A 19,162-nucleotide genomic window follows, 5' to 3' on the forward strand; every position below is an offset into this window, starting at 1 on the left:
TTGGACACATTGAGCCTATCGCGGCTCTCTGCCTCGCTGCGAGGCTAAGCCACTGTGGGCCTTCTCCCCGCGTCTCGGCTGCTATGGCTGACGTCGGATCGGGAGAGGTGATATTCACCTTACGTTCCCCGCTATCCAGCTTTGTAGAGCTTGTCAACGGGCACCTCGACTTCATACTCGCTGCTGAGGATCGGGATCTTCACCGTTGCCATCTTCTCGGTGATGTCTGTGACCTTGCCGCGGACATTGTCGAAGCCCTGCCAGTTGATGTCGACGATATCGCCGGTGCGATACTCAAACTCTGTCCACATGTTCTTGTAGACTTCGTTGTCGGTATAGACGCCCGCACGCTCATTCGAGAGCATCTTGTAGACCTGTCCGCTGTTCAGCTTCGCAGGGCGACCATTGATGCAGACCACGCCCTTGATGAAATGCATTTCGCGAAGTTCGTGGATCGGGAAGGTGCCAGCATCGAAGGCGATGAGAACGTAGGATGGCATGATCGCCTTCGCCACATAGGTGCGAGACTTCGCATACCGGTTCTTCCGCCGGAGGATGTTCTTCAGCGGGACAGCGACTGTGTAGCCCTTGTTCCGCAGGATGTGGGAAATCCTGACTTCCTTCTGAGGTGGCACACGAAAGGCGTACCAGTCGCGGTCATCAGTCCGGACTTGTCGTGCGCGGTATTCGTTTGCCATGGAGCGGGCCTTTCAGTGTTTGGGAGCGAGTAAGTCTGAGCGCGACCGTCTGGATGCGCGTACCGCTGGCTTTGAAGCTTTCGGGCGGCAGGTCAGAGAACATTCGCTCGAAGCGCGGGGCATTTTTCTCTGCCCATGCGCGGAACTTCTGATGTTTGGCGCTTTCGCCAATCTCAGCAGTGGCCGGCAGTATGGCGATCAACCGACCGCCTGGCTTCAGCCAGTCGAAAGCGCGCAGTACATGATCCATCCAGTGCGTGCCGTAGAATGGCGGGTTCATGATTACCCAATCAAATTCGGCGCGCGGCTTCAGGTCGAGAAAGTTTGCCCGAATGATCTCAACGCCTGACAATGAAGGGATGCGCGCAGCCCGGCTTGCATCGACCTCCACGGCGGTAATTTGGGCAGCCCGATGCGCATGAAGTTCGCGAACAATTGCGCCCTCTCCGGCGCTCGGCTCCAATACTCGCAGATCACGAAAATCATGGTCGCGAAGCAAGTTCATGATCACCTCATCCGGCGTCGGGTAGAATTGCAGGTCTTTCGCTAATGCCGTGCCGGGCTTCAGCTCTTCGCCGCGTTCGGCAGCGTCGGGAATGACCTCGCCATAGTAGGCGGCAAGTTCCTGATTGACCTTCTCGACCAGATCCTTGCGCGTGAACCAGAGATGCGCGTTTCCGTTCTTGAAGGTGCGGACGCGGAAGTATCGGGTCTCGACTTCGCCTTGGCGTGGCCCAGAGATGCCCCCGGCCCGCTGCTCCTGTATCGCATCACTCAGGGCGCGCGGTTCTGGCCCCTGCCCGTCCAGAGTGGCGAATGCGCGCTCGATATCAACAAGCGTGTCGTGGGCGCGGTTGCCGTAGCTGATGAATCCCATGTCGTTGAGGAAATGGGTCAGGATTATCCGCGCGCCGAACTTGAACACATCGTGAGACTTGAAGCGGCGATCTAGGCTGGAGAATGTTCGCGCAAGCCCTCGCTGAAAGATTAGGCGGGAGTCGGTCAAAAGGCCTGCAAGCGTGGCCTCAATGTTTTCTTCGGTTACTTCTGGCGCTGACTCTTCCAGCGATGCGCGCCATGCCTCCTTATCGTCCGCATCCATGAGGTTGAGGAAGTTGAGCCGGTCAGCCAGACCATCCCAGATGCTCGCATCAAGCTCTTGGCGGAAGGCGTCGCGCGCTTTCTCTGCATCGTACCCGTATGGGAGCTCGAACGCTTTCAGCTGGCGGGTGCGGTCATCCCTGCGATCGTGGTGGCGGCGACCGAAGGATGCGCGAGCGAGAATGGCTGAGGCGCCCTCACGGGCCGCATGCGCACTGGACAGCAGCTCGGTGGCTTCTGCGAACTTCGCGAGCGCCGCGTTCCGATCAGCGACAATGCGTTCAATCGGCAGCTGAAGATCAGGGAGGGTTTGCGTCATGCACTACGCCTCCTGGACCGGCTGGACAATGCCGCGCTTTGCGGTGAGGGCCTTGAGCGCCTTCATGCCTTCGGAGGTGTCGAACTTCACCGCTCGACGAAACCAGTCCATCGGGAATCCATCAACGCCCGCAGCATCCAAGGGCGAGGCGAGCTCGTTGAGCCTGAGCAGCGGCCCCCTAACAATCAGGCGTTTGTCCTTGCCGAACTCATACACGCCTGCCGGCACATAGCCTTGGACGGTGTACTCGCCGCCAATGCGGGGCGTATGCTCAAGCATGAACCAGCGGCGCACCTCGTCCTCAGCGTCCCAGTCATTCGAGACGCATCGAACTCGTTCATTTATGTCGAACACGACCACCCTCCTCGGTTGGCTCTTCTTTGCGCTCCTGACGCGGCCAGAGATTCTGTGGTCGGCAGGCGCCGTTTGCATCCCGGTTCGGTGTCCAGGGCGACCATGGTTGCGGGGTGATCATGCGACTTTCCTCGGAGCTGGTTTTCGCACCCGCGCCCGGCGCCCGTTCCGGCAGAGCCGGAGGTAAAGCGCATGGTCGTGCCTCTGCAGGTTCGAGCGAAGGGTGCTTCTCGACATGCCGAGCTTTTCAGCGGCGTCCTTGATGCTGCCACCCAGCGGAGCAAGCTTTCGACAGGTGGCGATGCGCGAGGCGATGAGATCGACGCTGACCATCAGATTTCACCGAGCGCGATGAGGTAGGTTTCGAGGACTGCGTCCTGTTCTTCGCGCTCCTGCCGATCGATCTTGCGAAGCTTCACCACGGATCGAAGCGCCTTGGTGTCATAGCCCATGGCCTTTGCCTCGGCGTAGACATCCTTGATCTGGTCGGCGACCTCCTTCTTCTCGTCCTCAAGCCGTTCGATGCGCTCGACGGTGAGGCGAAGCTTCTCGCGAGCCGCTTCGGTGAGCCTGCCTGCGTCCATGGGTGGCTTAGTTGCTTCAGGAGCGTCCGGGAACATGTCGACGCTTTGAGCCGCCTTTGCTGCGGCTCGGTGAAACTCTGTCTCCGACATGGTGATCGGCTCAACGCCCGGGCCGCTTATGGTGACGGTCGAATTGCCTCCAAGTAGTTCGCGCTTCCCGGCGTGGTTCGGCTTCGACACGAAGCCCTTTTCCTCTAGATGCTCCATGATGGCAGCGGCTCGGTTGTAGCCGATCGTCATCTTGCGCTGGATGAATGAGACCGATGCGCGGTCGTTCTCGATCATGATCTCGCGGGCCTGCTGGACCTTAACGTCGAAGTCCTGATCCATGACCATGTTTCCGTCAGCCATTGTCTTTTCCTCCTCTGATGGCCTTCAATTCTGGTTGCTGTGCGGGGGTCGAAGGCCGATCCAGCTCAAGCCGGACGCCTGCCTTCAGCAGAACGGGCCGGAGCGACTGGCCAAGCTTCTCAAGGGCGTACTGGCCGTTGACGAGGAAGGCCCCGTCTCGCCAGCCCGTGATGCAGGTGACAAGCTTTTCGATGTCAGAGAGTTCGTGCCCAGTCCCGGCGGCGGCGCGCAGCTCCTCAAGAGCAAGCGCGCCGTCAGGCGGGAGGGTTGGATATAATCCTTTAGGATTATCCAACCCTTTGGGTTGGTTGCTTGAGCTTTGCTGTAGCTGAGCTTCGGCAGCGTCCTTGTTTTCTTTTCGCTTTTTGGCGGAGTTTGTTCCGCCCTTCTTCCCCCGAGCGACGTAACTACGACGCTTCTCCGAAACATCGGCCAGAGTATCGGTCACCTTTTGATGGGATATCTGACCTTCAGAGATGATGAAAAACGGCTTCAGTTTCGCCCATATTTTTGGCCACGTACGAGTCGAGCATCGGGCGATCTCTCGAAGCTCGGACTCGTCATAGGGAAGCGCTCCGCCTTCATCCCAGAGAGCGATGAGCAGCAGGATGTAAGCGCCGTGTTCTGGCGCTTTCAGGCGGCGTGTCTTGCGGAGATAGTCGCCCGTGTAGAAGGGCATGAAAGCGTTAGCCACGGTGCGCCTCCACCATCTCAGTTGGATAGAGGACGTCTTTTCCACCCAGCCAATCGCGCTTTCGCAAGACTTCGCAGACGGCGCGCTCAACCCTCGTAACTGGATAGGTCTCGGCAACGTAGCGAATGCAATCGGCTTTGTGCTTCGGCAGTCCGATCATGGGGTCGAGAGCAAGCTTCAGTCGCGGATACTCACTCGTCCAAATCATTGCCGCGAGAGCAGCGGGAGACAGGCCATATCCGTCACCTCGGTGCAGTTTGCTTTGATCGATCGCGCGAAGATTTGAGGCGTAGCGAATGCCAGTTTCGCTGCATATCTGATCCCAACGGTAGCTAGTTGATGCCTCAGCCCCTGGCGGAAGTATCAAAGTCCATTCAGGAGGCTCATGCCGCTTGCAGGCGGCGACAAGATCAGGGCTTGGGAGCAGGTAAACCTGCCGACACACTCGCGGGTACATCTGCCCCTGCAGCTTCAGTCGAGACGCAGAATCGCCGTCCCCTTTTACCTCCACGCCGATGATCTCATCTTCGCAGATGGCGGCGACGTCTATGAGCGCCCCGCCATACTCAGCAAGGCTGAACTCGAACAGTATGTGAGCCTCTGGCTTGCGAGCGCGAAGCCATTGCGCGGCGAGCGTCTTTAGGTCGTCAGCTATCACGCGGCCCTCCTGACGCTCTCAGCGCCCTCGACAGCATCTTCCGACGGCACGAAGGTGCCAGCGTGCCCTATCCGGTGATGTGCCTCGCAGTACGGCCCGTGAGTGGCCTTGCAGCCGCAGAAGGTCATGTCTTCGCCGTCGCCCTCCGGCCAGCGGCAGACGCCCGCTGCGAGGTCGTCGAATGCGATGCCCTTGTGTTCGGGAATCGGTGCCGATCGCTTCCGACGCCGCTTCACATGCTTGCTCTGTGGCGGACCTGTCCGAAGACGCTTTGTGGTTGCACCGTCAGGCGTGGCAGTCCGCTTCCTCGGTTTGCGCTTTGTCTTGCCCGGGTCGGACGGCACGGAATGCACCAGACCCATGCGATGACGTTTGCCGATCACCGTGTTTCGGCTGACCTTCTTGCCGGTCAGTTCAGACAGGCGGGCAGCGATATCTTCACCGCTCTTTCCGTCATGGAACATGTCGGAGAGGATGCGCTCGGTTTCTTGGTTCCAGATGCTCATGACGTGATCCTGAATCTCTGACCGATGGGGGTCATAGAGAATTTTACTTCAGCAACGCTGGGGGTGGCGGCTGTGAGTGTGTCGGCCCAATGGCTGCGGGGCCTAGCGCACCCGCAGTGGCACCGGTTGGCGGTGAGGGTTCGATCTAATTCGCTCATGAGGCCATTCTCCCATGAGCTGTGAAAGCGTCACTTTTGGCATCAAACTTCCCTGCCTCGTTGCCCCAGCTGTCCCAGCCCTCACGAGACTGCCGACTGAACAGCTCAAGGCGGCGCGCGCCGGGCATCAAAGCCTCAGCGGCCGCGAATGCTTCTTCGGGTTTGCGCGAGTGCTCACGGACAGGGCCCATGACGACGCTGCGGACGTTCTTTGCGGTCTCAGGATTGCCGTTCGTTGCGATCAGGAACGGCTCATTCGCGCTCCGCAGGCGGTAGCCGGTCCCGAACGCAATCTTGCCGGTCGCCGTGGTCTTCACCCAAGTGCCAGCCGTGACAAAGCGAAAGCCCCATGCCTTCACGACCTCAAAGGCCTGATCGAGCATCGGGTTCGTCGCCCATAGCCAGAGCAGGCAATCAGAGGCGGCTAAATGGCCAACCGGAAGGGCCTTGATGGTCTGCAGCGACTCGCACTGATAGTGCTTCTGCGCTGCCTTCTCGTGGCCTTTGTACGAGTATGTCTCGAACAGCCACGGAGGGTCTGCCATAATCAAATCATAGCTGAACGGCTGCAGGGGTTCGAAAGGCCACGTCATGCCGCCCTCGCCTTCAGCGCATCGACAGCGCGCTTACCGGCTGCGGTGAGGCCATACGCCCATGCAGGCGCGTTCCTGGCTGTGCGAACGCCCTCTAGCCGGACACGCTGAAGCAGCTCACCGAAGGCTTCCTTCGTCAGCTCTGAACAGCGCGGGCGGATATCGAGGAAATGCTCTCCGAGCGTGGCGGCAATATCGTCGGCGCCCTGGGCACCATGTTCGGCAACGTGCACAAGCACCTTACGGCGAAGGTCACCGGCCTTGCCATTCCAGCGCTTTGCGGCCTCGGCAGAGTCTCCCCCGCCCTTTGAGCCTGTCTCGCCCCGGTATGGACCGCCCTGCCCTACAGCCTGCGTGCCAAGCACGCCGGGTGCATTTCGTGACCACTGGTCGAAGTGCATCTGACAGCATGGCGAAACGTCGCCGGAGCCATCAGGCCAGTGATATTCCTTCGTCGCTGGCACTCGCAGGAGGCCAGAGTGAGTGCAGCCTTCGCAATACCGGGTCATGCCGCGCGCTCCTGAAGGAACGTGCCGTCAGCAAGCGCTTGTCGCGTCTCAGCATCGAGATAGTAGCCAGTGCCCCAGAGCGTGTGGATATGGACACCGAAGGGCGCAAGTTTCTTGCGGGCCTTGCAGATGAAGACATCGACGATCTTCGGCTCGGTGTCCGCGCCTTGCCGGTCGCAAAGCGCGCGATGCGCCAGCTCTTTCGACATGCGCTCGTTCTTCACCAAGAGAGAGAGTAGCAGCGCTTCAGCGCGCGTCAGACGGAAGTCGACCGGACAGCACCAGTCGTCGCCATAGAGTTCAGCCTCCAGCTGCGAGATACGCTCGCGCAGCTCGTCATTCTCTGCCTCAAGGGCGTCGATGCGTTCACGATCGAGGCTCATGACAGCCTCACAATCACTTCAGCGAAGCAGTCAGCAGGCGTGCCGCCATTGTCAGACCGATAGGCCTTTGCGCGGTCGATGAGCTTCTCCTGCCCGTACAAGCGGAACACATCGACGATCTGCTGATCTGTCAGTTTGCCCGCGTGCTCACCTTCCCAGATGAGGCGAACGAGACCGCGAAGGACCGGCGACTTTATAGGTGCTAGCTTGCCCTGAATGCCGAGCGAGACAGCACGCTTTACCCAGGCTGGCCCGCCCTTCTTGGCAAGCTGGCGCAGAGCGCCAATGCACATCAGGTCTCCTACCTTGTAGGTCGAAGTGGGGTTCTTCAGAACGCGACCGCCCGCGCTATCAACACCTTGCTGGATCTCGACGGCAATCTCGTCTCCGGCCTTCAGCTCAGCATGGAAGACCTGCATGTCGGTCATCTGGACACGATCACGGTTGAGACCGACGAAGGCCTCGGCGCGCTTCTCAACAGTGCGGGCGCCCGATACGAGACAGGGCAGCTCAGCAATCTGCTTATGGCTCGCCGCTGCGATCGCGGTGTGCTGACCGTCGATGACTTCGAACTTGCCGTCACCCACGTCGATTACCGAGAGAGCCTTCAGCTTCGCCCAATCAAAGTTGGCGACAATCTTTCGGATTGCCGACACAGAGCGCTCACTCAGCGCGCGCTGGTACTCGTCATTGATGACGAGGCAGTCGAGTGGCAGCCACTTCAGCTCAGGCAGGTCTGACACGGTGGCCGGCGTCACGCCGGCGATGCTGATTGCCTTTATTGGTCTCAGGTTGTCAGTCATCGCCCTGCCTTCCTTCAGTAGGGAGGCCGAGCAGCTTCTTCGCCCTTTGGATCAGCGTGTTCCCACGCTCAGTGTGATGCGAGCCCTTCTTGATTAGCCGCTCACCCTTCAAGATCATCCGTGAAGCCCGCAAGCGCGTCGCGAATGAGGGCGAGTTCTCTTTCAGCCGCGAGGGCTGCTGCTCGTTGTTGCTCAACTTGGGCCTCCAGTTCAGCTATGCGCCCGGCGGCCTCGGCAGGCTCGTATGCCCTGTCGAGCATCGGCTTGAAGCCAGCGCGGATAAGCTGGATTTTGTGCTTGTTTGATGGGAGCTGGCCTTGCCGCCAGCCGTTAACGGTGCGGGTGTCCACCACCACCTTTCGCGATTGCAGGTCTGCTGCCTGCGTCTCGCCAGACGGCCACCGCGCCACCTGAAAACGCGCCCATCTGCGCGATACGATGGCCGTCAACATTTCGTCGCCAAAGTCGGAATTGCTTTGCATGCTCAGCTCCACGAGATTGTTCCTCGTGGAGCGGCAGAACTCAGACAGGAGCGGCCATGACGACAGATGCGAGAGCCAGACGCCAGGTAAGCGAAGGGCTGGCTCTCATGATTGAAGGAATGAAGAAGGTGCGGCTCGGTGTGGAAATTGAGCGCACCCTTCATGACACGAGCGAACCGGACGGAGCCACGCGAAGCTCCGTCCGGCCTACGCCGTGTGCGCAACTGAGGGGGAAAGCGCCGCACACAGACGTTCAGTGAAATTGAGCCGGGATTGACGCGCTTTTGCTGGAAAACCACACCAAAACCAGTACGGGCAGCGCGCCCTTGTTTGACGTATAGGTCCGCCGCGTCTCCTGTCCCGGGATGGACTGACGCAAAGGAAGAAAAGCCCCGCGCAGCCGCAAGGCCACGCAGGGAGTTGCTGCCGCAAGAAGAACAGTGAGAGCGGCAGACGAGCCTCATGAGCGGCGCTCCCGCCACCAGCGGACAGGCCACAAGGCAGCGCAGAACAGCGTCAGGCCAAAGACCTGGAACGCCGCAATTCGGGTATCATCACCAGCGCGCCAGACAATGACGCGCTGGTTCATGTCGTAGAGGCCGATGGCAAGGTAACCGAGAGAAAGGACAGCGCAGATCATGCCGCCGCCTCGCTTTCAGCGTTCAGTCCAGCGATGGCCCGATTGGTCAGGTCAACGGCTTCTGCCTCCGATTGGTCTTTGCTTTTCAGGAATTGGATAATGGCGTCTCGTTCCCCTCTCGGGAGCGCGCCGCTGTCGTTCCAATACTGGACGGTGGACGGCGCTTTTTCGAGTTCGCGCGCGAGCGGGCGGATACCGCCGGCAAGGTCCACAATTTTTGCTATCGCCGTCATCATGTACGAAGGTGTACGATTGTGTCGGACGATTTGTCAATGACTTGCACGTTGATTTCGTACACTGACCTGACGTCAGACCACGAGATGTCAGATGCACGCGAGAAATTGAAAGAGCTGCGAGGCCGCGCCGGTCTCAGCATTCGGGCCATGGCCGAAGCTCTCGGCTTCAACAGCCCCTCCTCATATCAATACTATGAAGAGAACGAGAAATTCGTAGGCGGGATGCCTTGGCCGTTCATCAACAAACTGCGTGAGGCTGTCGAGGGAAAAGGCGAGCCCGCGATCTCGAAAGCGGAGATTGCCAAACTAGGCGACATGTCGGCGATCGAGGCCCCCGCCGTTTCGCTGTCTGCGAAGAAGCCCCCTGCCCCCTCCGACGATTTTCTGACCGTGCCAATCTATGACTTGCGCGCGAGTGCTGGCCCTGGCGCCCTCGTCGAGGATGGTGAGCCTATGGGCTATCAGCCATACCGCAGCCAGCAGCTCGCCCGGTTGACGCGCTCTTCTACTGACAGCCTTGCGGTCATCACCGTTGGCGGCGACTCAATGTGGGAAACGTTGCATGACGGTGATCAGGTCCTCGTCGACCTTTCGGTCAACCGAATCGTGCGCGACGGGATCTACATCCTCAGCTTTGAGGATGAATTGCTCGTGAAGCGCTGCCAGCGAGACCTTGAGACGAAAGAGGTCATCGTGAAATCCGACAACCCGGTGTACGATAACTTCCGCATCAGCTCCGCCGACAAGTTGAATGTGATCGGCCGGGTCATCTGGATAGGTCGTGCGCTGGGTTAGTCTGGCGTTCGATGCTTTATGAAGTCGATGTCGCGCTTCAGCGATTGCACATCGAACATGGCTGATCGGGCCTCGTTTCGGATCTCATAGAGCATGTGAAAGCACCTCTCTAGCAGGAAGATCACGATCAACTCAAACCAGTGCGCCAGGCACCATTGAAAGGCGCTTTCCAGCCAGTCCATGTCAGCTCCTATGGCAAGGTTGCTAAAGCCTATAGGGCTTCGCGGGTGAGTCTTGATACGCAGGATCGCTGGCGCGCAAGTGCAGTTCGGCCAGCGTGGCGCGGAGCATATTCGACTCATTGCGAAGCACGAATGTCAGGCGCAGCACAAGACCGGCTATGAGGGCCAATCCCGACAATACGAACATCTCGTAATAAACCAGCGCAGCGAAGCCTGCGAAACAGAGCCATTGACCGATGCGCCAGTAGACATAGCCGAAGGCGTCGAGAATGTTAACGATCACCCGGTTTCCCAAGAAAAAGTGAAGCGACCTTTCGGAATGCTCTTCCAAGGTCTCGCCAGTATATCTTTTCATAATCGCCACTCCCCCCTTGATCCAATTTCGACGCGCCCTGGGACTAGTTCAGACCCATAGTGTCGTTCGCCGCATTAAGGCGAGCCATAGCGTCCAGCACAGGCATGAGCATCGTCATCAATTCCGCGGTCATCTCTTCGTTTGAAACCGGCTCATCATCGCGAGTGGTCGCCTGTTCAGCGCAGTAGAACAGAAAGTCGAGATCGATGTTTGCGGCCCTGCTACACCATTCGGACCCCTCGATAGCTGCTAGTCTATCACTGGCGCACCGATCCAATAGCATCGCCGCCTGATCTGCGCGCGCTTGAGCGTACGCCATACCATTCCCGCACTTGTCCTTATCTTCCGGCCCCCACGGGTCTTGAGCCAGCGCAGCCATGGCAAAAATGCTGCTCGCTGCAGCGCAAATCCAAAACCTCATATCGCTCCCCATTTTCGCCCTTAGAGCGTATGCCGTATGAATTTGTACGACAACGTACGAAAAAATAGGTTGACCGACGTACGAGGCTTTCGTACATTCCTCTCAACAGACGAGAGGACACGACATGCCACGCATCACCTTCGCCCCCGATCCGAACCTGCATGACGGCGCGCCCTTCAGCATAAGCGCTTACGACTGCCCAGAGGGCGTCGGCTACACCAACCACAAGGCTGGCATGATTGTCTGCAAGACGCAGATGCCACGCGAGCTGAGCGTCATGCGCTGGGGCAAGCGCGGCATTGAAGTGCTGCACGAAGAGACCTTTCCTCTCGAGGCCAGCCTTCGCGATGCCGAGGCCCGCCTTGCCGAGTTGATCGAGCTTCACCGTCCTGAACTGTTTGAACAGGCGGAGGCCGCGTAATGACGACCCTCGTCAACCTCTCCGCCCGCGATATCGTCGCCCAGTCCAAGCGCTTCCGCGCTGAGGTGCAGAGCGAGTATCAACGCGAACTCCTGACCAAGCTCCGCGAGAAGTGTCAGGCCATGATGGGCTTGATTGCCGTGCATGGTCTGGACGTACTCCACCGCGCTCGCCTGCAGGGCAATCTGATCGCGACCGCAGCGCTCAACCTTCCAGAAGAACAGGCCGTCGCCTTCCTTCGCTTGGCGGCGGTACCAGACGACTTCGAGCATTGGATGGAGCTTCGCCTCTACTTCGATCGTGTGTGGTGTGACACCGCGCGGTTCGATGGGGATCGGTCTGGCGGGGTGTCGGTATGAGTTACTGCATTGATCGCCATACAGTGCGCTGCCCGGCTTGCGGCAAGTACGTCTCGCCAGACGCCGACGACACCTACTTCGTGCCCGATCCGAACGAAGAGGGATTCGTGCGAGCTTGCTGCAACAAGGCCTGCAGCGACGACCTCGACGCCCGAACGACGGTCCACCCAATGCAGCAACGCGCCGCTCACCTCACCGTCGAGGCACAAGCCGCGCTGAAGAAAGCTCTGCAGTCTCGCGACCCGGTAGCCATCGAAAACGCGCGCCAGATGGAGCGTGACGCAGACACCGCATGGCGGGCTTTCGACAACATTAGAGCAGAGGAGATGGCCGATGCCTGATAGCGCACGCCTCAACCTGATCACCCAGCCGGGCATCTATGACCTCGACATGGACACCTATCACAGCCAGTGCTGCGAAGGTCCGTCTATCTCGTCGGGTGGCCTGCGGAAGATTGAAAACGAAAGCCCGGCCCACTTCTGGTGCCAGGCATCGGGACTGAACCCTGACGCCATAGCCCAGCCGCGCAAAGCTGCTTTCGAGTTCGGCAAAGCCGTTCACGCCCTGCTGTTCGATGATCAGGAGGAAATCTCTCGGCTGGTTGTCTGCCCCTATGACAATTACAAGAAGCAGGTCGCCAGAGACTGGCGAGACGCGCAGTGGGCTGATGGCAACATAATCATCACGGAAGATGATTTTACCGCCATCAAGGCGATGCACGACGCCCTGGCCGCTGAGCCAAATGTCCCGGAACTGCTCACCGCTGGTGAGCCCGAAAAGTCGATGATCTGGAAAGATCAGGAAACAGGCGTCTGGCTGAAGTCGCGACCGGACCGGATTCCGACTGATGCCGTCCTCGCTGACCTGAAGACATGCGACACCGCAAATCCACGCATCCTCAACACCGAAATCGTGACGCGCGGCTATCACATGCAGATGGGCCTCGCAGCTGAGGCCGTGAGGATCCTCACCGGACAGGAAGTCACCGACGCCTGGCTCGTCTTCGTTGAGAAGACGCCGCCCTATGCCGTCACGACCGTGCGGCTCGGTGACGAGCTGATGGACTTCGGCATTCGCCAGTGCCGACGCGCAATCCGCAAGTTCGCGGACTGCCTGCGAGACAATGACTGGCCCTTCTACTGCGAGGGCCCAATCACCCTGCACGGACCGGAATGGTTCACGAAGAAACTGGAAAAAGAGCTGGAGGCTAACCTGCTATGAGCAACGAACTTGAACCCGTCGAGAAAGCCAAGAGCCTTGGCAGCGAACTGACCATCTCAAACCGTGGCGGCGGCTTCCTGCCCGCTCCCACGTCCGTGAAGGATGCGATCGATTTCGCGCAACTCATGGCGAAGGCTGGCCCATGTGTCGGCGCTGCGTTCCGCGGCAATGTCGGCTCCTGCCTCGCCATCTACATGCAGGCTGGACGCCTCGGCATGGACCCCTTCGCGCTTTCGACGAAGGCCTATCTCGTCAACGACAACATCGCCTATGAAGCGCAAGCCGTTGCCGCCATGGTCTACGCGTCTCCCGTTCTCGTGGGGCGCCTGCACTTCCGGTACGAAGGCGAGGGCGAAGAGCGCAAAATCTTCGTGACCGGCCGCGTCAAAGGTGAGCCTCAGCTCTGTGAGTACGAGAGCCAGCCTCTCCGAGTCATGCGCAAGGGTGGCCGCTCGCCTCTCTGGGAAAAAGACCCTGACCAGCAGATGGCCTATTACGCGACCCGCGCATGGGCGCGGCGCTGGGTGCCTGACGTGATCATGGGCGTCTACACCATCGACGAGATGGACGAGATCGATATGCGCGATGTCACACCTCGTGACCCCGCAGCTGACCGGCTCAAGGTGAACGTCGCCAAGTTTGAAGAGGATCGGAACACAGGCCGCAAGGGCTTGAAGATGCCCGAAGCCGACAAGGCCCAGGATGCCGAGGTCGAAGGGCCGGAGGCTGAGACGGCCGACGCCGCAGACGAGCCATCGTCACAGCCTGGAGAAGAAGAGCCGGACGCATTCGAAAGCATGATCCTCGTGCAGGACGCTTTCGAAGCAGCGCGCACCGACCTTGAAGTCAGCGGCGTGCGCGACTCTGCCCTTGCCTGCTCATGGATCGACGATGAGGCGCGCGACACCATCCAGAAGCTCGCCGCCAATCGTTTTGACGAACTCGAAGCCGAGAAGGAAACCGCGTGATGGCTGACACAGCAACCATTGGGCACAACTCCGCCGCTGTTGGCGAACTGCTGGCCGAAGACCCGGCCCTCATCTTCCGTGACCCTTCCATGCTCGACTTGCTGGTGAAGGAAATCGAGGCGGACATTGACGCCCATGAAACCGATATCGACTCGGACAAGGGGCGGAAGGCCATAGCCTCACTCGCCTATGGCATCGCCCGTCGCAAGTCCGCGATCGATGAAGCGGGCAAGTCGCTCAACGAGGAACACCGCAAGGCGATCAACGCCGTCGACGAAGTTCGCCGCGATGTCCGCGACAAGCTCGACACCCTAAAGGCGACGGCGCGCAAGCCGCTCGACGAATGGGAGGCCGCTGAAGAGAAGCGCAAACTCGCGATTGATCGGGCGCGGCAGATTTTCCGTGATGCCCTCGGGCACTTCGAGACGATTGAGGCCGTCGAGGAAATGCGCGGGAAAGTGCAGGCGATGATCGTCACCGAAGACGTTTTCGGTGTGCAATATGATACTGCCGTTTCAGAGCAGCGCCGCGCTTTGGAGCACCTGAACGAACAGGACGCTCGCATTGACCGTGAAATCAATGAACGCGCCGAGCTAGCGAAGCTTCGAGCCGAGAAGGAAGAGCGCGAGCGCGCCGACCGGGAGAAGGCCCGCAAGGAAGCCGAGGCCAAGGCCGAAGCCGAGCGCATCGAAAGCGAGAAGCGGAAAGCCGCTGAAGCTGCAGCCGAGGCAGAGCGCCAGAAGGCTGAGGCTGCGATAGCCGAGGAACGGCGCAAGACTGAAGCGGCTCAAGCCGAACTCGACCGTCAACGTCAGGAGCGCGAGGCAGCGGACGCCGCCAAGGCCAAGCGCGAAGCTGACCAGGAACACCGCTCTAAAATCATGCGCGCCGCGAAAGAGGCGATCATGGAGCATGGCGGTATCGGTGAAGACCGGGCGAAGAAGATCGTCCTCGCCATTGCCAGCGGATCAATCCCTCACGTGGAGGTGCGCTACTGATGACCTGCACCGCAATCGACCAATCCCCGCGCCATGTCACAGAGCTTGACGAAGAGATCGGCCTCGCGCTTCGACGCGCACGCCGCAAGGCAAGCATCACGCTCGAAGACCTCTCGAAGGCTCTCGGCGTGTCCTATCAGCAAGCTCACAAATACGAGAACGGCACCAACCGGATATCCGCCGGCAGGCTATTCAAGGCGTGCCAAGTGATCGGCGTTCCTGTCGCATCGATGTTCCCTGAGCAGGACACCGAGGAGGAGCCTGTACCTCCCGCTCAGAAGATCAAGCTGCACCTAAATGCGATTGAAAAGCTGGTCGAAGGGGCTGTGTCGTGACCCAGAGGCCAACCGAATACCCAGTCGCGTGGCCGGGTGGCATTGAACGCACGCAGCGCAGAACGACGGCACAGTTCCGCTCCACTCTCGCGAGCGCGCGCACCAACGTTCTAGATAGCCTTCGGAAGTTTGGAGACGATACGGGACACAAGGTCTCCGACGTCATCCTGAGTTCGAACGTCACGGGCCTGTCTGGCAAAATGCCAGAGGATCCCGGCGTTGCTGTCTGGTTCGTATGGGAAGGCGAATATCGCGCGATAGCGGTCGACCGATACACGAAGGTCGAGTGGAACCTGCAGGCCATCCATCACGTCATCGAAGCCGAGCGCACCAAGATGCGGCATGGCGGCCTTTCCATCGTGCGCTCGACCTTGCAGGCCTATCTCGCGCTCGCGGCGCCTGGTGCCCGGCACTGGCGTGACGTACTCGGACTCTCCGACGGCGCAACTGCTGACGATGTGAAGAATAAGCGCCGCGAACTCGCAGCCAAGCATCACCCAGACCGTGGCGGTTCACCTGAACAATTTGCTGAAATCAATGCGGCCGCAGACCGGGCGCTGAAGGAGCTGTCATGATTGCTCACTACATAGCCGCGGCCATCGTTGGCCTGCTTGGCATCCTCACTGTCTGGAGCGCGGTCTTACGGCTTGATACCGTCGGAAGCAGGTGGCCGGGTATTACGCGCGACGCTTTCGCCTGCCTCTTTGGTGGATCGCTTGTCGTGCTCGCTCTTCATGTTGCGGGGCTGCTATGACCGTGCGCCCAATCATCTTCAGCGCCGAGATGGTGCGCGCCCTGCTCGACGGCAGGAAGACACAGACCCGGCGTCTGGCAACATCACCGCTGCGCAAGTGCGAGCCGGGCGACCTGCTGTACGTGCGGGAGACCTGCTCTGCGGTCGAAACGCACGATGGTTTTGACGCGGTGCGCTACGAGGCGGATCAAGTCTGGCGCGTTATCGACGACACACCCGAAGCCGCCGATCGATGGGTTACGCTTCACCACTACGGCAACCGGAGAGGGGCAAACGTCCCCTCAATTCACATGCCTCGCTGGGCCTCGAGACTGACGCTTCGTGTGACGGATGTGCGGTTGCAAGGAGTGAAAGATATCGACGGCATCGATGCGCTAGCGGAAGGCATCACGCCGGTCCCCGGTCGTGCCCCCTGGCGCGTTTTTCGCACCCTATGGGACTCGCTTCACGACAGGCCCGGAGAGCGCTTCTTCGACAACCCTCAAATCGTCGCCCTCACCTTCGAGGTCATCCACGGCAACGTCGACGAAATCGCGGGGGCGTCCCATGGCTGAAGCGACGAAGATCGAGTGGGCGGACGACACCTTCAACCCGTGGATCGGCTGCACGAAAATAAGCGATGCGTGCGACTTCTGTTACGCCGAAGACTGGTCGAAGCGCTATGGCCGGGCGCAATGGGGCAATCATCCGCGTCAGCGAACCGGCGCCTCGACGTGGGCTCAACCTCGCAAATGGAATCGAGAGGCCAAGGAGGCGGGCAAGCCCCGCTTTGTCTTTTGCGCCTCACTCGCTGACGTATTCGACAATCAGGTTCCGACAGAATGGCGCGATGACCTCTGGGCACTCATCCGTGAGTGCGACAGCCTCGTATGGTTGCTGCTCACCAAGCGTCCGCAGAACATCGCAAAGATGCTTCCGGCAAACTGGGGAGAAGGCTGGCCGCATGTCTGGCTCGGCACGACGGTGGAGCATCAGGAGGCGGCCAACCGGAATATTCCAGAGCTACTATGGGCGCCCGGCAATCGGTCGAAGCGCTTCCTGAGTTGCGAACCCCTACTCGGCCCTATCGACCTATCGGAAATCGACATCGACGGTCACCGATCAATCTATCCGCTCGACTGGACTTGCGATTGCGAAGACGAGGACGGCGAATGGATGCCGGACATTCCGCCGATCAGCTGGGTCATCGCAGGCGGAGAATCTGGCCCCAATGCCCGCCCCTCGAAGCCGGACTGGTTTCGGTCTCTGCGCGATCAGTGCGCCGCTGCTGGCGTGCCGTTTCTGTTCAAGCAGTGGGGGGAATGGATTGATTGGGATCACGCGATCGACCTTGATGGCCTCGACGTTTTGAAGGCGCGGACACGCGGAGACGGGGGCGAAACTAGCATTCAATACCTGCGAGCCGGAAAGTCCAAGGCTGGCCGCGTCCTCGACGGCGTCACCCATGATGGGAGGCCGCAGGCGTGACCTCGCCCCACGACCTCACCAAAGCCGACAGAGCCCGCCTTCAGTCCACGCTCAACGCTCACAGGCGCCGGGCCGCAGACAAGCACATCGCTTACGAGAACATCCGCGTCGATGACTTGCTTGCAAAGCTGAAGCGCTCACCGCTCGGCTATCTCTGTGCCTGCGGTCAGGTGCTGGCGTTCGGCGCTGGTGTAGATCCGCAGAGGCCGGATAAAGCGACGGTCGGGCATCATTTCCCGTTGAGCGCGCCCGCGAATGACGAGCATCCGGGGCACACGCTTCCGAATACGGACTTCGAGTGTTGGAGCTGTAATTCTCGCCAGAACCACACCCAGGACACACCCGGCATCGCTCGCGGCAAGCGTATGGCGGTGAAGCCCGGCCGGGCAAAGAAAGCCGCTGGTCAGGCGCGCTCGATCGCGAAGCGCAAAGACCCTTGGCCCGCGAAGGGCAGCCGGAAAATCAAGAGCAGGAGCACCTTCAGATGAGTTCGCTTTCTCCATCCCCCTTGCTTTCGACGCAACAGGTGGCTGAGATGCTGGGACGCGACCCGAAGACCGTCCGCGCCCGCGTGAAGCAGGGCAAGCTCGAAGCCGTCCTGGAGGGCCGCGACTATCGTTTTCGTCGCGCCGACGTGCTCGATTATATGGAGAAGCTGGAATGTCCGTCTACAAACCGAAGCGAAGCACGGTCTGGCACTATGACTTCCAGCACAAAGGCAAACGTTACCACGGTTCGACGGGTCAGCGCGCGAAGCGGGCAGCTGAGGCCGTGGAGCGAGAAGAACGACTTAAAGCCGCGACCGGCACCTATAACGAAGCGTCAGAGCTGACGCTGCTTGAGGCCTGCAACCGGTATTACGAAGAGCACGGCAAGCACCAACGTTCAGCCCTGGCAATCAAGCGACGCCTTGAGGTGATGATGGATTGCGTCGGACCTCGCTTGAAGCTTGCCGACATTGACGCGCCACAGGTCGTTGCTGCTCAGGCGAAGCGTCGGTTGATGGACCTCGGTTACGGTCTGCCATCAGCATCAACCGTCAATCGGGACATCATAGACACGTCCCTAAGACCGCTCCTTAATCGTGCGCGTAAGGTTTGGAAGGCCAAAGGCTTGCCGGACATACCGTGGTCAGAACTTCGCTCTAGTGAGCCGAAGGGCGCTGTTCGCGAATACAGCGATAGCCAGGTCGATGCATGGAAGGCTGAGCTTGAGCCGGTTCCGCGGTTCGCGCTCCACCTGCTGCTGACCTATGGTCTCAGGTTCGGCGAGCTGTTCATGAAGCCAGACGACGTCGACGGTGAAGGTCGATTGCTCAGGCTCGCTGGTCGGTATCGGAAAAACGGCGAGGAGCTCTGGATCCCGCTCACGACAAATGACGCCCGAATCCTCTCAGCGATGGCCGGTCGCGCGAAGGCGGCGAAGCTGCGCACGGTGCTGCACGCGGGTGAGCCGGCAGAAGCTTTCGAATATCATCAGCTTCACCGCCTGCTCACAAATGCGGCTCACCGGGCGGGACTGGACATGGAGCGCCTGATTCATGGCGCCAGACATCACGCGGCGACCCGCATGCTCCGGAAGACCGACAATCTGCGCAAGACCCAGAAGCTATTGGGTCACGCCACTATCGTTTCGACCGCACGCTATGCACACGTCCAGACAGACGACCTCCGGGACGATCTTGAAGCAATGTCCCGGTATAGTCCCGAAGCAGAATTGGAAGAACCGCCCACGGCGTTGACGAAAAAGGGAAAATCAGAAGGGGCTTAGTGATTTTAAGTCCCTTGCGTTTACCAATTTCGCCACGCCCGCAAGGC

33 protein-coding genes are annotated in these 19,162 nt (G+C 59.9%); 16 read left to right on the forward strand and 17 right to left on the reverse strand.

The window, feature by feature from the left end:
* Nucleotides 1-131 precede the first annotated feature (131 nt).
* The 6 genes from KUV46_15770 to KUV46_15795 all read right to left on the reverse strand — a co-directional run bounded on the left by KUV46_15770 (nucleotide 132) and on the right by KUV46_15795 (nucleotide 4,101).
* A complete protein-coding gene (locus KUV46_15770) occupies nucleotides 132-698 on the reverse strand; it encodes a hypothetical protein (protein QYJ00766.1) in 567 nt (188 codons plus the stop codon).
* The gene (locus tag KUV46_15775) at nucleotides 661-2,118 is read right to left on the reverse strand and encodes a DUF4942 domain-containing protein (protein QYJ00767.1); all 1,458 of its coding nucleotides are present in this window, start codon (nucleotides 2,116-2,118) and stop codon (nucleotides 661-663) included. The genes KUV46_15770 and KUV46_15775 overlap by 38 nt, the downstream gene beginning before the upstream one ends.
* A gap of 3 nt (nucleotides 2,119-2,121) precedes the next feature.
* On the reverse strand, nucleotides 2,122-2,472 hold the full coding sequence (locus KUV46_15780; GenBank protein ID QYJ00768.1) for a hypothetical protein: 351 nt from the start codon (nucleotides 2,470-2,472) through the stop codon (nucleotides 2,122-2,124).
* Between the two features lie 117 nt (nucleotides 2,473-2,589).
* Complete coding sequence (locus tag KUV46_15785) at nucleotides 2,590-2,805, reverse strand: hypothetical protein (GenBank protein QYJ00769.1); 216 nt, start codon at nucleotides 2,803-2,805, stop codon at nucleotides 2,590-2,592.
* Nucleotides 2,805-3,407, reverse strand: a complete 603-nt coding sequence (locus tag KUV46_15790; GenBank protein QYJ00770.1) for a DUF2312 domain-containing protein — start codon at nucleotides 3,405-3,407, stop codon at nucleotides 2,805-2,807. The genes KUV46_15785 and KUV46_15790 overlap by 1 nt, the downstream gene beginning before the upstream one ends.
* A complete protein-coding gene (locus tag KUV46_15795; protein QYJ00771.1) occupies nucleotides 3,400-4,101 on the reverse strand; it encodes a YdaU family protein in 702 nt (233 codons plus the stop codon). The genes KUV46_15790 and KUV46_15795 overlap by 8 nt, the downstream gene beginning before the upstream one ends.
* 385 nt (nucleotides 4,102-4,486) lie before the next feature.
* Here KUV46_15795 and KUV46_15800 point away from each other — a divergent pair, with 385 nt between their 5' ends.
* Nucleotides 4,487-4,744, forward strand: coding sequence for a hypothetical protein (locus KUV46_15800; protein QYJ00772.1), 258 nt, complete (start codon nucleotides 4,487-4,489; stop codon nucleotides 4,742-4,744).
* Nucleotides 4,745-4,755: 11 nt separating this feature from the next.
* Here KUV46_15800 and KUV46_15805 read toward each other — a convergent pair whose 3' ends face one another.
* From KUV46_15805 to KUV46_15840, 8 genes are all read right to left on the reverse strand, one after another.
* Nucleotides 4,756-5,265, reverse strand: coding sequence for a hypothetical protein (locus KUV46_15805; GenBank protein ID QYJ00773.1), 510 nt, complete (start codon nucleotides 5,263-5,265; stop codon nucleotides 4,756-4,758).
* Between the two features lie 154 nt (nucleotides 5,266-5,419).
* On the reverse strand, nucleotides 5,420-6,016 hold the full coding sequence (locus tag KUV46_15810; GenBank protein ID QYJ00774.1) for a DNA methyltransferase: 597 nt from the start codon (nucleotides 6,014-6,016) through the stop codon (nucleotides 5,420-5,422).
* On the reverse strand, nucleotides 6,013-6,525 hold the full coding sequence (locus tag KUV46_15815) for a hypothetical protein (protein ID QYJ00775.1): 513 nt from the start codon (nucleotides 6,523-6,525) through the stop codon (nucleotides 6,013-6,015). The genes KUV46_15810 and KUV46_15815 overlap by 4 nt, the downstream gene beginning before the upstream one ends.
* The gene (locus KUV46_15820; GenBank protein QYJ00776.1) at nucleotides 6,522-6,908 is read right to left on the reverse strand and encodes a winged helix-turn-helix domain-containing protein; all 387 of its coding nucleotides are present in this window, start codon (nucleotides 6,906-6,908) and stop codon (nucleotides 6,522-6,524) included. The genes KUV46_15815 and KUV46_15820 overlap by 4 nt, the downstream gene beginning before the upstream one ends.
* Complete coding sequence (locus KUV46_15825) at nucleotides 6,905-7,711, reverse strand: hypothetical protein (protein QYJ00777.1); 807 nt, start codon at nucleotides 7,709-7,711, stop codon at nucleotides 6,905-6,907. Before KUV46_15825 ends, KUV46_15820 begins: the two co-directional genes overlap by 4 nt.
* A gap of 101 nt (nucleotides 7,712-7,812) precedes the next feature.
* Entirely contained in the window at nucleotides 7,813-8,205 is a 393-nt protein-coding gene (locus KUV46_15830) for a hypothetical protein (protein ID QYJ00778.1), read from the reverse strand.
* Nucleotides 8,206-8,653: 448 nt separating this feature from the next.
* Entirely contained in the window at nucleotides 8,654-8,833 is a 180-nt protein-coding gene (locus KUV46_15835) for a hypothetical protein (protein QYJ00779.1), read from the reverse strand.
* Nucleotides 8,830-9,069: a hypothetical protein gene (locus KUV46_15840; protein QYJ00780.1), complete on the reverse strand. Its 240-nt coding sequence runs from the start codon at nucleotides 9,067-9,069 to the stop codon at nucleotides 8,830-8,832. The genes KUV46_15835 and KUV46_15840 overlap by 4 nt, the downstream gene beginning before the upstream one ends.
* An 84-nt stretch (nucleotides 9,070-9,153) precedes the next feature.
* On the opposite strand from KUV46_15840, the gene KUV46_15845 reads away from it, so the two are divergent.
* Complete coding sequence (locus KUV46_15845) at nucleotides 9,154-9,864, forward strand: hypothetical protein (protein ID QYJ00781.1); 711 nt, start codon at nucleotides 9,154-9,156, stop codon at nucleotides 9,862-9,864.
* Here KUV46_15845 and KUV46_15850 read toward each other — a convergent pair.
* The 3 genes from KUV46_15850 to KUV46_15860 are packed head-to-tail and all read right to left on the reverse strand — an operon-like array spanning nucleotide 9,861 to nucleotide 10,780.
* Entirely contained in the window at nucleotides 9,861-10,046 is a 186-nt protein-coding gene (locus KUV46_15850) for a hypothetical protein (protein ID QYJ00782.1), read from the reverse strand. The two genes, KUV46_15845 and KUV46_15850, sit on opposite strands and share 4 nt — an antisense overlap.
* A 22-nt stretch (nucleotides 10,047-10,068) precedes the next feature.
* Nucleotides 10,069-10,401, reverse strand: coding sequence for a hypothetical protein (locus tag KUV46_15855; protein QYJ00783.1), 333 nt, complete (start codon nucleotides 10,399-10,401; stop codon nucleotides 10,069-10,071).
* Between the two features lie 43 nt (nucleotides 10,402-10,444).
* Nucleotides 10,445-10,780 (reverse strand): hypothetical protein, encoded by a 336-nt coding sequence (locus tag KUV46_15860; GenBank protein ID QYJ00784.1) that lies wholly within the window; start codon nucleotides 10,778-10,780, stop codon nucleotides 10,445-10,447.
* Nucleotides 10,781-10,946: 166 nt separating this feature from the next.
* Here KUV46_15860 and KUV46_15865 point away from each other — a divergent pair, with 166 nt between their 5' ends.
* From KUV46_15865 to KUV46_15930, 14 genes are read left to right on the forward strand one after another with little or no spacing between them, the layout of a single operon-like run.
* Nucleotides 10,947-11,243: a hypothetical protein gene (locus KUV46_15865; protein QYJ00785.1), complete on the forward strand. Its 297-nt coding sequence runs from the start codon at nucleotides 10,947-10,949 to the stop codon at nucleotides 11,241-11,243.
* Nucleotides 11,243-11,602 carry a hypothetical protein gene (locus KUV46_15870; GenBank protein QYJ00786.1) on the forward strand — a complete coding sequence of 120 codons (360 nt, stop codon included), beginning with the start codon at nucleotides 11,243-11,245 and terminating at the stop codon, nucleotides 11,600-11,602. Before KUV46_15865 ends, KUV46_15870 begins: the two co-directional genes overlap by 1 nt.
* A complete protein-coding gene (locus KUV46_15875; protein QYJ00787.1) occupies nucleotides 11,599-11,943 on the forward strand; it encodes a hypothetical protein in 345 nt (114 codons plus the stop codon). The genes KUV46_15870 and KUV46_15875 overlap by 4 nt, the downstream gene beginning before the upstream one ends.
* Nucleotides 11,936-12,823 (forward strand): PD-(D/E)XK nuclease-like domain-containing protein, encoded by an 888-nt coding sequence (locus KUV46_15880; GenBank protein ID QYJ00788.1) that lies wholly within the window; start codon nucleotides 11,936-11,938, stop codon nucleotides 12,821-12,823. The genes KUV46_15875 and KUV46_15880 overlap by 8 nt, the downstream gene beginning before the upstream one ends.
* Nucleotides 12,820-13,791 carry a recombinase RecT gene (locus KUV46_15885; GenBank protein ID QYJ00789.1) on the forward strand — a complete coding sequence of 324 codons (972 nt, stop codon included), beginning with the start codon at nucleotides 12,820-12,822 and terminating at the stop codon, nucleotides 13,789-13,791. Before KUV46_15880 ends, KUV46_15885 begins: the two co-directional genes overlap by 4 nt.
* Nucleotides 13,791-14,789 (forward strand): hypothetical protein, encoded by a 999-nt coding sequence (locus KUV46_15890; protein QYJ00790.1) that lies wholly within the window; start codon nucleotides 13,791-13,793, stop codon nucleotides 14,787-14,789. The genes KUV46_15885 and KUV46_15890 overlap by 1 nt, the downstream gene beginning before the upstream one ends.
* Entirely contained in the window at nucleotides 14,789-15,124 is a 336-nt protein-coding gene (locus KUV46_15895; GenBank protein QYJ00791.1) for a helix-turn-helix domain-containing protein, read from the forward strand. Before KUV46_15890 ends, KUV46_15895 begins: the two co-directional genes overlap by 1 nt.
* Complete coding sequence (locus KUV46_15900; GenBank protein ID QYJ00792.1) at nucleotides 15,121-15,699, forward strand: J domain-containing protein; 579 nt, start codon at nucleotides 15,121-15,123, stop codon at nucleotides 15,697-15,699. Before KUV46_15895 ends, KUV46_15900 begins: the two co-directional genes overlap by 4 nt.
* The gene (locus KUV46_15905) at nucleotides 15,696-15,878 is read left to right on the forward strand and encodes a hypothetical protein (protein ID QYJ00793.1); all 183 of its coding nucleotides are present in this window, start codon (nucleotides 15,696-15,698) and stop codon (nucleotides 15,876-15,878) included. The genes KUV46_15900 and KUV46_15905 overlap by 4 nt, the downstream gene beginning before the upstream one ends.
* A complete protein-coding gene (locus tag KUV46_15910; protein ID QYJ00794.1) occupies nucleotides 15,875-16,432 on the forward strand; it encodes a hypothetical protein in 558 nt (185 codons plus the stop codon). The genes KUV46_15905 and KUV46_15910 overlap by 4 nt, the downstream gene beginning before the upstream one ends.
* Nucleotides 16,425-17,345 (forward strand): phage Gp37/Gp68 family protein, encoded by a 921-nt coding sequence (locus tag KUV46_15915; protein ID QYJ00795.1) that lies wholly within the window; start codon nucleotides 16,425-16,427, stop codon nucleotides 17,343-17,345. The genes KUV46_15910 and KUV46_15915 overlap by 8 nt, the downstream gene beginning before the upstream one ends.
* The gene (locus tag KUV46_15920) at nucleotides 17,342-17,833 is read left to right on the forward strand and encodes a hypothetical protein (protein QYJ00796.1); all 492 of its coding nucleotides are present in this window, start codon (nucleotides 17,342-17,344) and stop codon (nucleotides 17,831-17,833) included. Before KUV46_15915 ends, KUV46_15920 begins: the two co-directional genes overlap by 4 nt.
* Nucleotides 17,830-18,177 (forward strand): helix-turn-helix domain-containing protein, encoded by a 348-nt coding sequence (locus KUV46_15925; GenBank protein ID QYJ00797.1) that lies wholly within the window; start codon nucleotides 17,830-17,832, stop codon nucleotides 18,175-18,177. Before KUV46_15920 ends, KUV46_15925 begins: the two co-directional genes overlap by 4 nt.
* Nucleotides 18,117-19,115 carry a tyrosine-type recombinase/integrase gene (locus KUV46_15930; GenBank protein QYJ00798.1) on the forward strand — a complete coding sequence of 333 codons (999 nt, stop codon included), beginning with the start codon at nucleotides 18,117-18,119 and terminating at the stop codon, nucleotides 19,113-19,115. The genes KUV46_15925 and KUV46_15930 overlap by 61 nt, the downstream gene beginning before the upstream one ends.
* The last annotated feature ends 47 nt before the right edge of the window (nucleotides 19,116-19,162 follow it).

This window comes from Thalassovita mediterranea (genome assembly GCA_019448215.1).
In the GTDB taxonomy this organism is placed as follows: domain Bacteria; phylum Pseudomonadota; class Alphaproteobacteria; order Caulobacterales; family Hyphomonadaceae; genus Henriciella.

Excerpts from the sequence above, each read along its gene's own strand:
- KUV46_15825 (QYJ00777.1), bottom strand. The coding sequence starts at position 7,711 with ATGACTGACAACCTGAGACCAATAAAGGCAATCAGCATCGCCGGCGTG.
- KUV46_15785 (QYJ00769.1), bottom strand. The coding sequence starts at position 2,805 with ATGGTCAGCGTCGATCTCATCGCCTCGCGCATCGCCACCTGTCGAAAG.
- KUV46_15810 (QYJ00774.1), bottom strand. The coding sequence starts at position 6,016 with ATGACGTGGCCTTTCGAACCCCTGCAGCCGTTCAGCTATGATTTGATT.
- KUV46_15870 (QYJ00786.1), top strand. The coding sequence starts at position 11,243 with ATGACGACCCTCGTCAACCTCTCCGCCCGCGATATCGTCGCCCAGTCC.
- KUV46_15775 (QYJ00767.1), bottom strand. The coding sequence starts at position 2,118 with ATGACGCAAACCCTCCCTGATCTTCAGCTGCCGATTGAACGCATTGTC.
- KUV46_15860 (QYJ00784.1), bottom strand. The coding sequence starts at position 10,780 with ATGGCTGCGCTGGCTCAAGACCCGTGGGGGCCGGAAGATAAGGACAAG.
- KUV46_15910 (QYJ00794.1), top strand. The coding sequence starts at position 15,875 with ATGACCGTGCGCCCAATCATCTTCAGCGCCGAGATGGTGCGCGCCCTG.
- KUV46_15845 (QYJ00781.1), top strand. The coding sequence starts at position 9,154 with ATGTCAGATGCACGCGAGAAATTGAAAGAGCTGCGAGGCCGCGCCGGT.
- KUV46_15770 (QYJ00766.1), bottom strand. The coding sequence starts at position 698 with ATGGCAAACGAATACCGCGCACGACAAGTCCGGACTGATGACCGCGAC.
- KUV46_15885 (QYJ00789.1), top strand. The coding sequence starts at position 12,820 with ATGAGCAACGAACTTGAACCCGTCGAGAAAGCCAAGAGCCTTGGCAGC.
- KUV46_15895 (QYJ00791.1), top strand. The coding sequence starts at position 14,789 with ATGACCTGCACCGCAATCGACCAATCCCCGCGCCATGTCACAGAGCTT.
- KUV46_15915 (QYJ00795.1), top strand. The coding sequence starts at position 16,425 with ATGGCTGAAGCGACGAAGATCGAGTGGGCGGACGACACCTTCAACCCG.
- KUV46_15815 (QYJ00775.1), bottom strand. The coding sequence starts at position 6,525 with ATGACCCGGTATTGCGAAGGCTGCACTCACTCTGGCCTCCTGCGAGTG.
- KUV46_15805 (QYJ00773.1), bottom strand. The coding sequence starts at position 5,265 with ATGAGCATCTGGAACCAAGAAACCGAGCGCATCCTCTCCGACATGTTC.
- KUV46_15855 (QYJ00783.1), bottom strand. The coding sequence starts at position 10,401 with ATGAAAAGATATACTGGCGAGACCTTGGAAGAGCATTCCGAAAGGTCG.
- KUV46_15880 (QYJ00788.1), top strand. The coding sequence starts at position 11,936 with ATGCCTGATAGCGCACGCCTCAACCTGATCACCCAGCCGGGCATCTAT.
- KUV46_15800 (QYJ00772.1), top strand. The coding sequence starts at position 4,487 with ATGCCGCTTGCAGGCGGCGACAAGATCAGGGCTTGGGAGCAGGTAAAC.
- KUV46_15865 (QYJ00785.1), top strand. The coding sequence starts at position 10,947 with ATGCCACGCATCACCTTCGCCCCCGATCCGAACCTGCATGACGGCGCG.
- KUV46_15840 (QYJ00780.1), bottom strand. The coding sequence starts at position 9,069 with ATGATGACGGCGATAGCAAAAATTGTGGACCTTGCCGGCGGTATCCGC.
- KUV46_15875 (QYJ00787.1), top strand. The coding sequence starts at position 11,599 with ATGAGTTACTGCATTGATCGCCATACAGTGCGCTGCCCGGCTTGCGGC.
- KUV46_15835 (QYJ00779.1), bottom strand. The coding sequence starts at position 8,833 with ATGATCTGCGCTGTCCTTTCTCTCGGTTACCTTGCCATCGGCCTCTAC.
- KUV46_15890 (QYJ00790.1), top strand. The coding sequence starts at position 13,791 with ATGGCTGACACAGCAACCATTGGGCACAACTCCGCCGCTGTTGGCGAA.
- KUV46_15905 (QYJ00793.1), top strand. The coding sequence starts at position 15,696 with ATGATTGCTCACTACATAGCCGCGGCCATCGTTGGCCTGCTTGGCATC.
- KUV46_15790 (QYJ00770.1), bottom strand. The coding sequence starts at position 3,407 with ATGGCTGACGGAAACATGGTCATGGATCAGGACTTCGACGTTAAGGTC.
- KUV46_15925 (QYJ00797.1), top strand. The coding sequence starts at position 17,830 with ATGAGTTCGCTTTCTCCATCCCCCTTGCTTTCGACGCAACAGGTGGCT.
- KUV46_15820 (QYJ00776.1), bottom strand. The coding sequence starts at position 6,908 with ATGAGCCTCGATCGTGAACGCATCGACGCCCTTGAGGCAGAGAATGAC.
- KUV46_15850 (QYJ00782.1), bottom strand. The coding sequence starts at position 10,046 with ATGGACTGGCTGGAAAGCGCCTTTCAATGGTGCCTGGCGCACTGGTTT.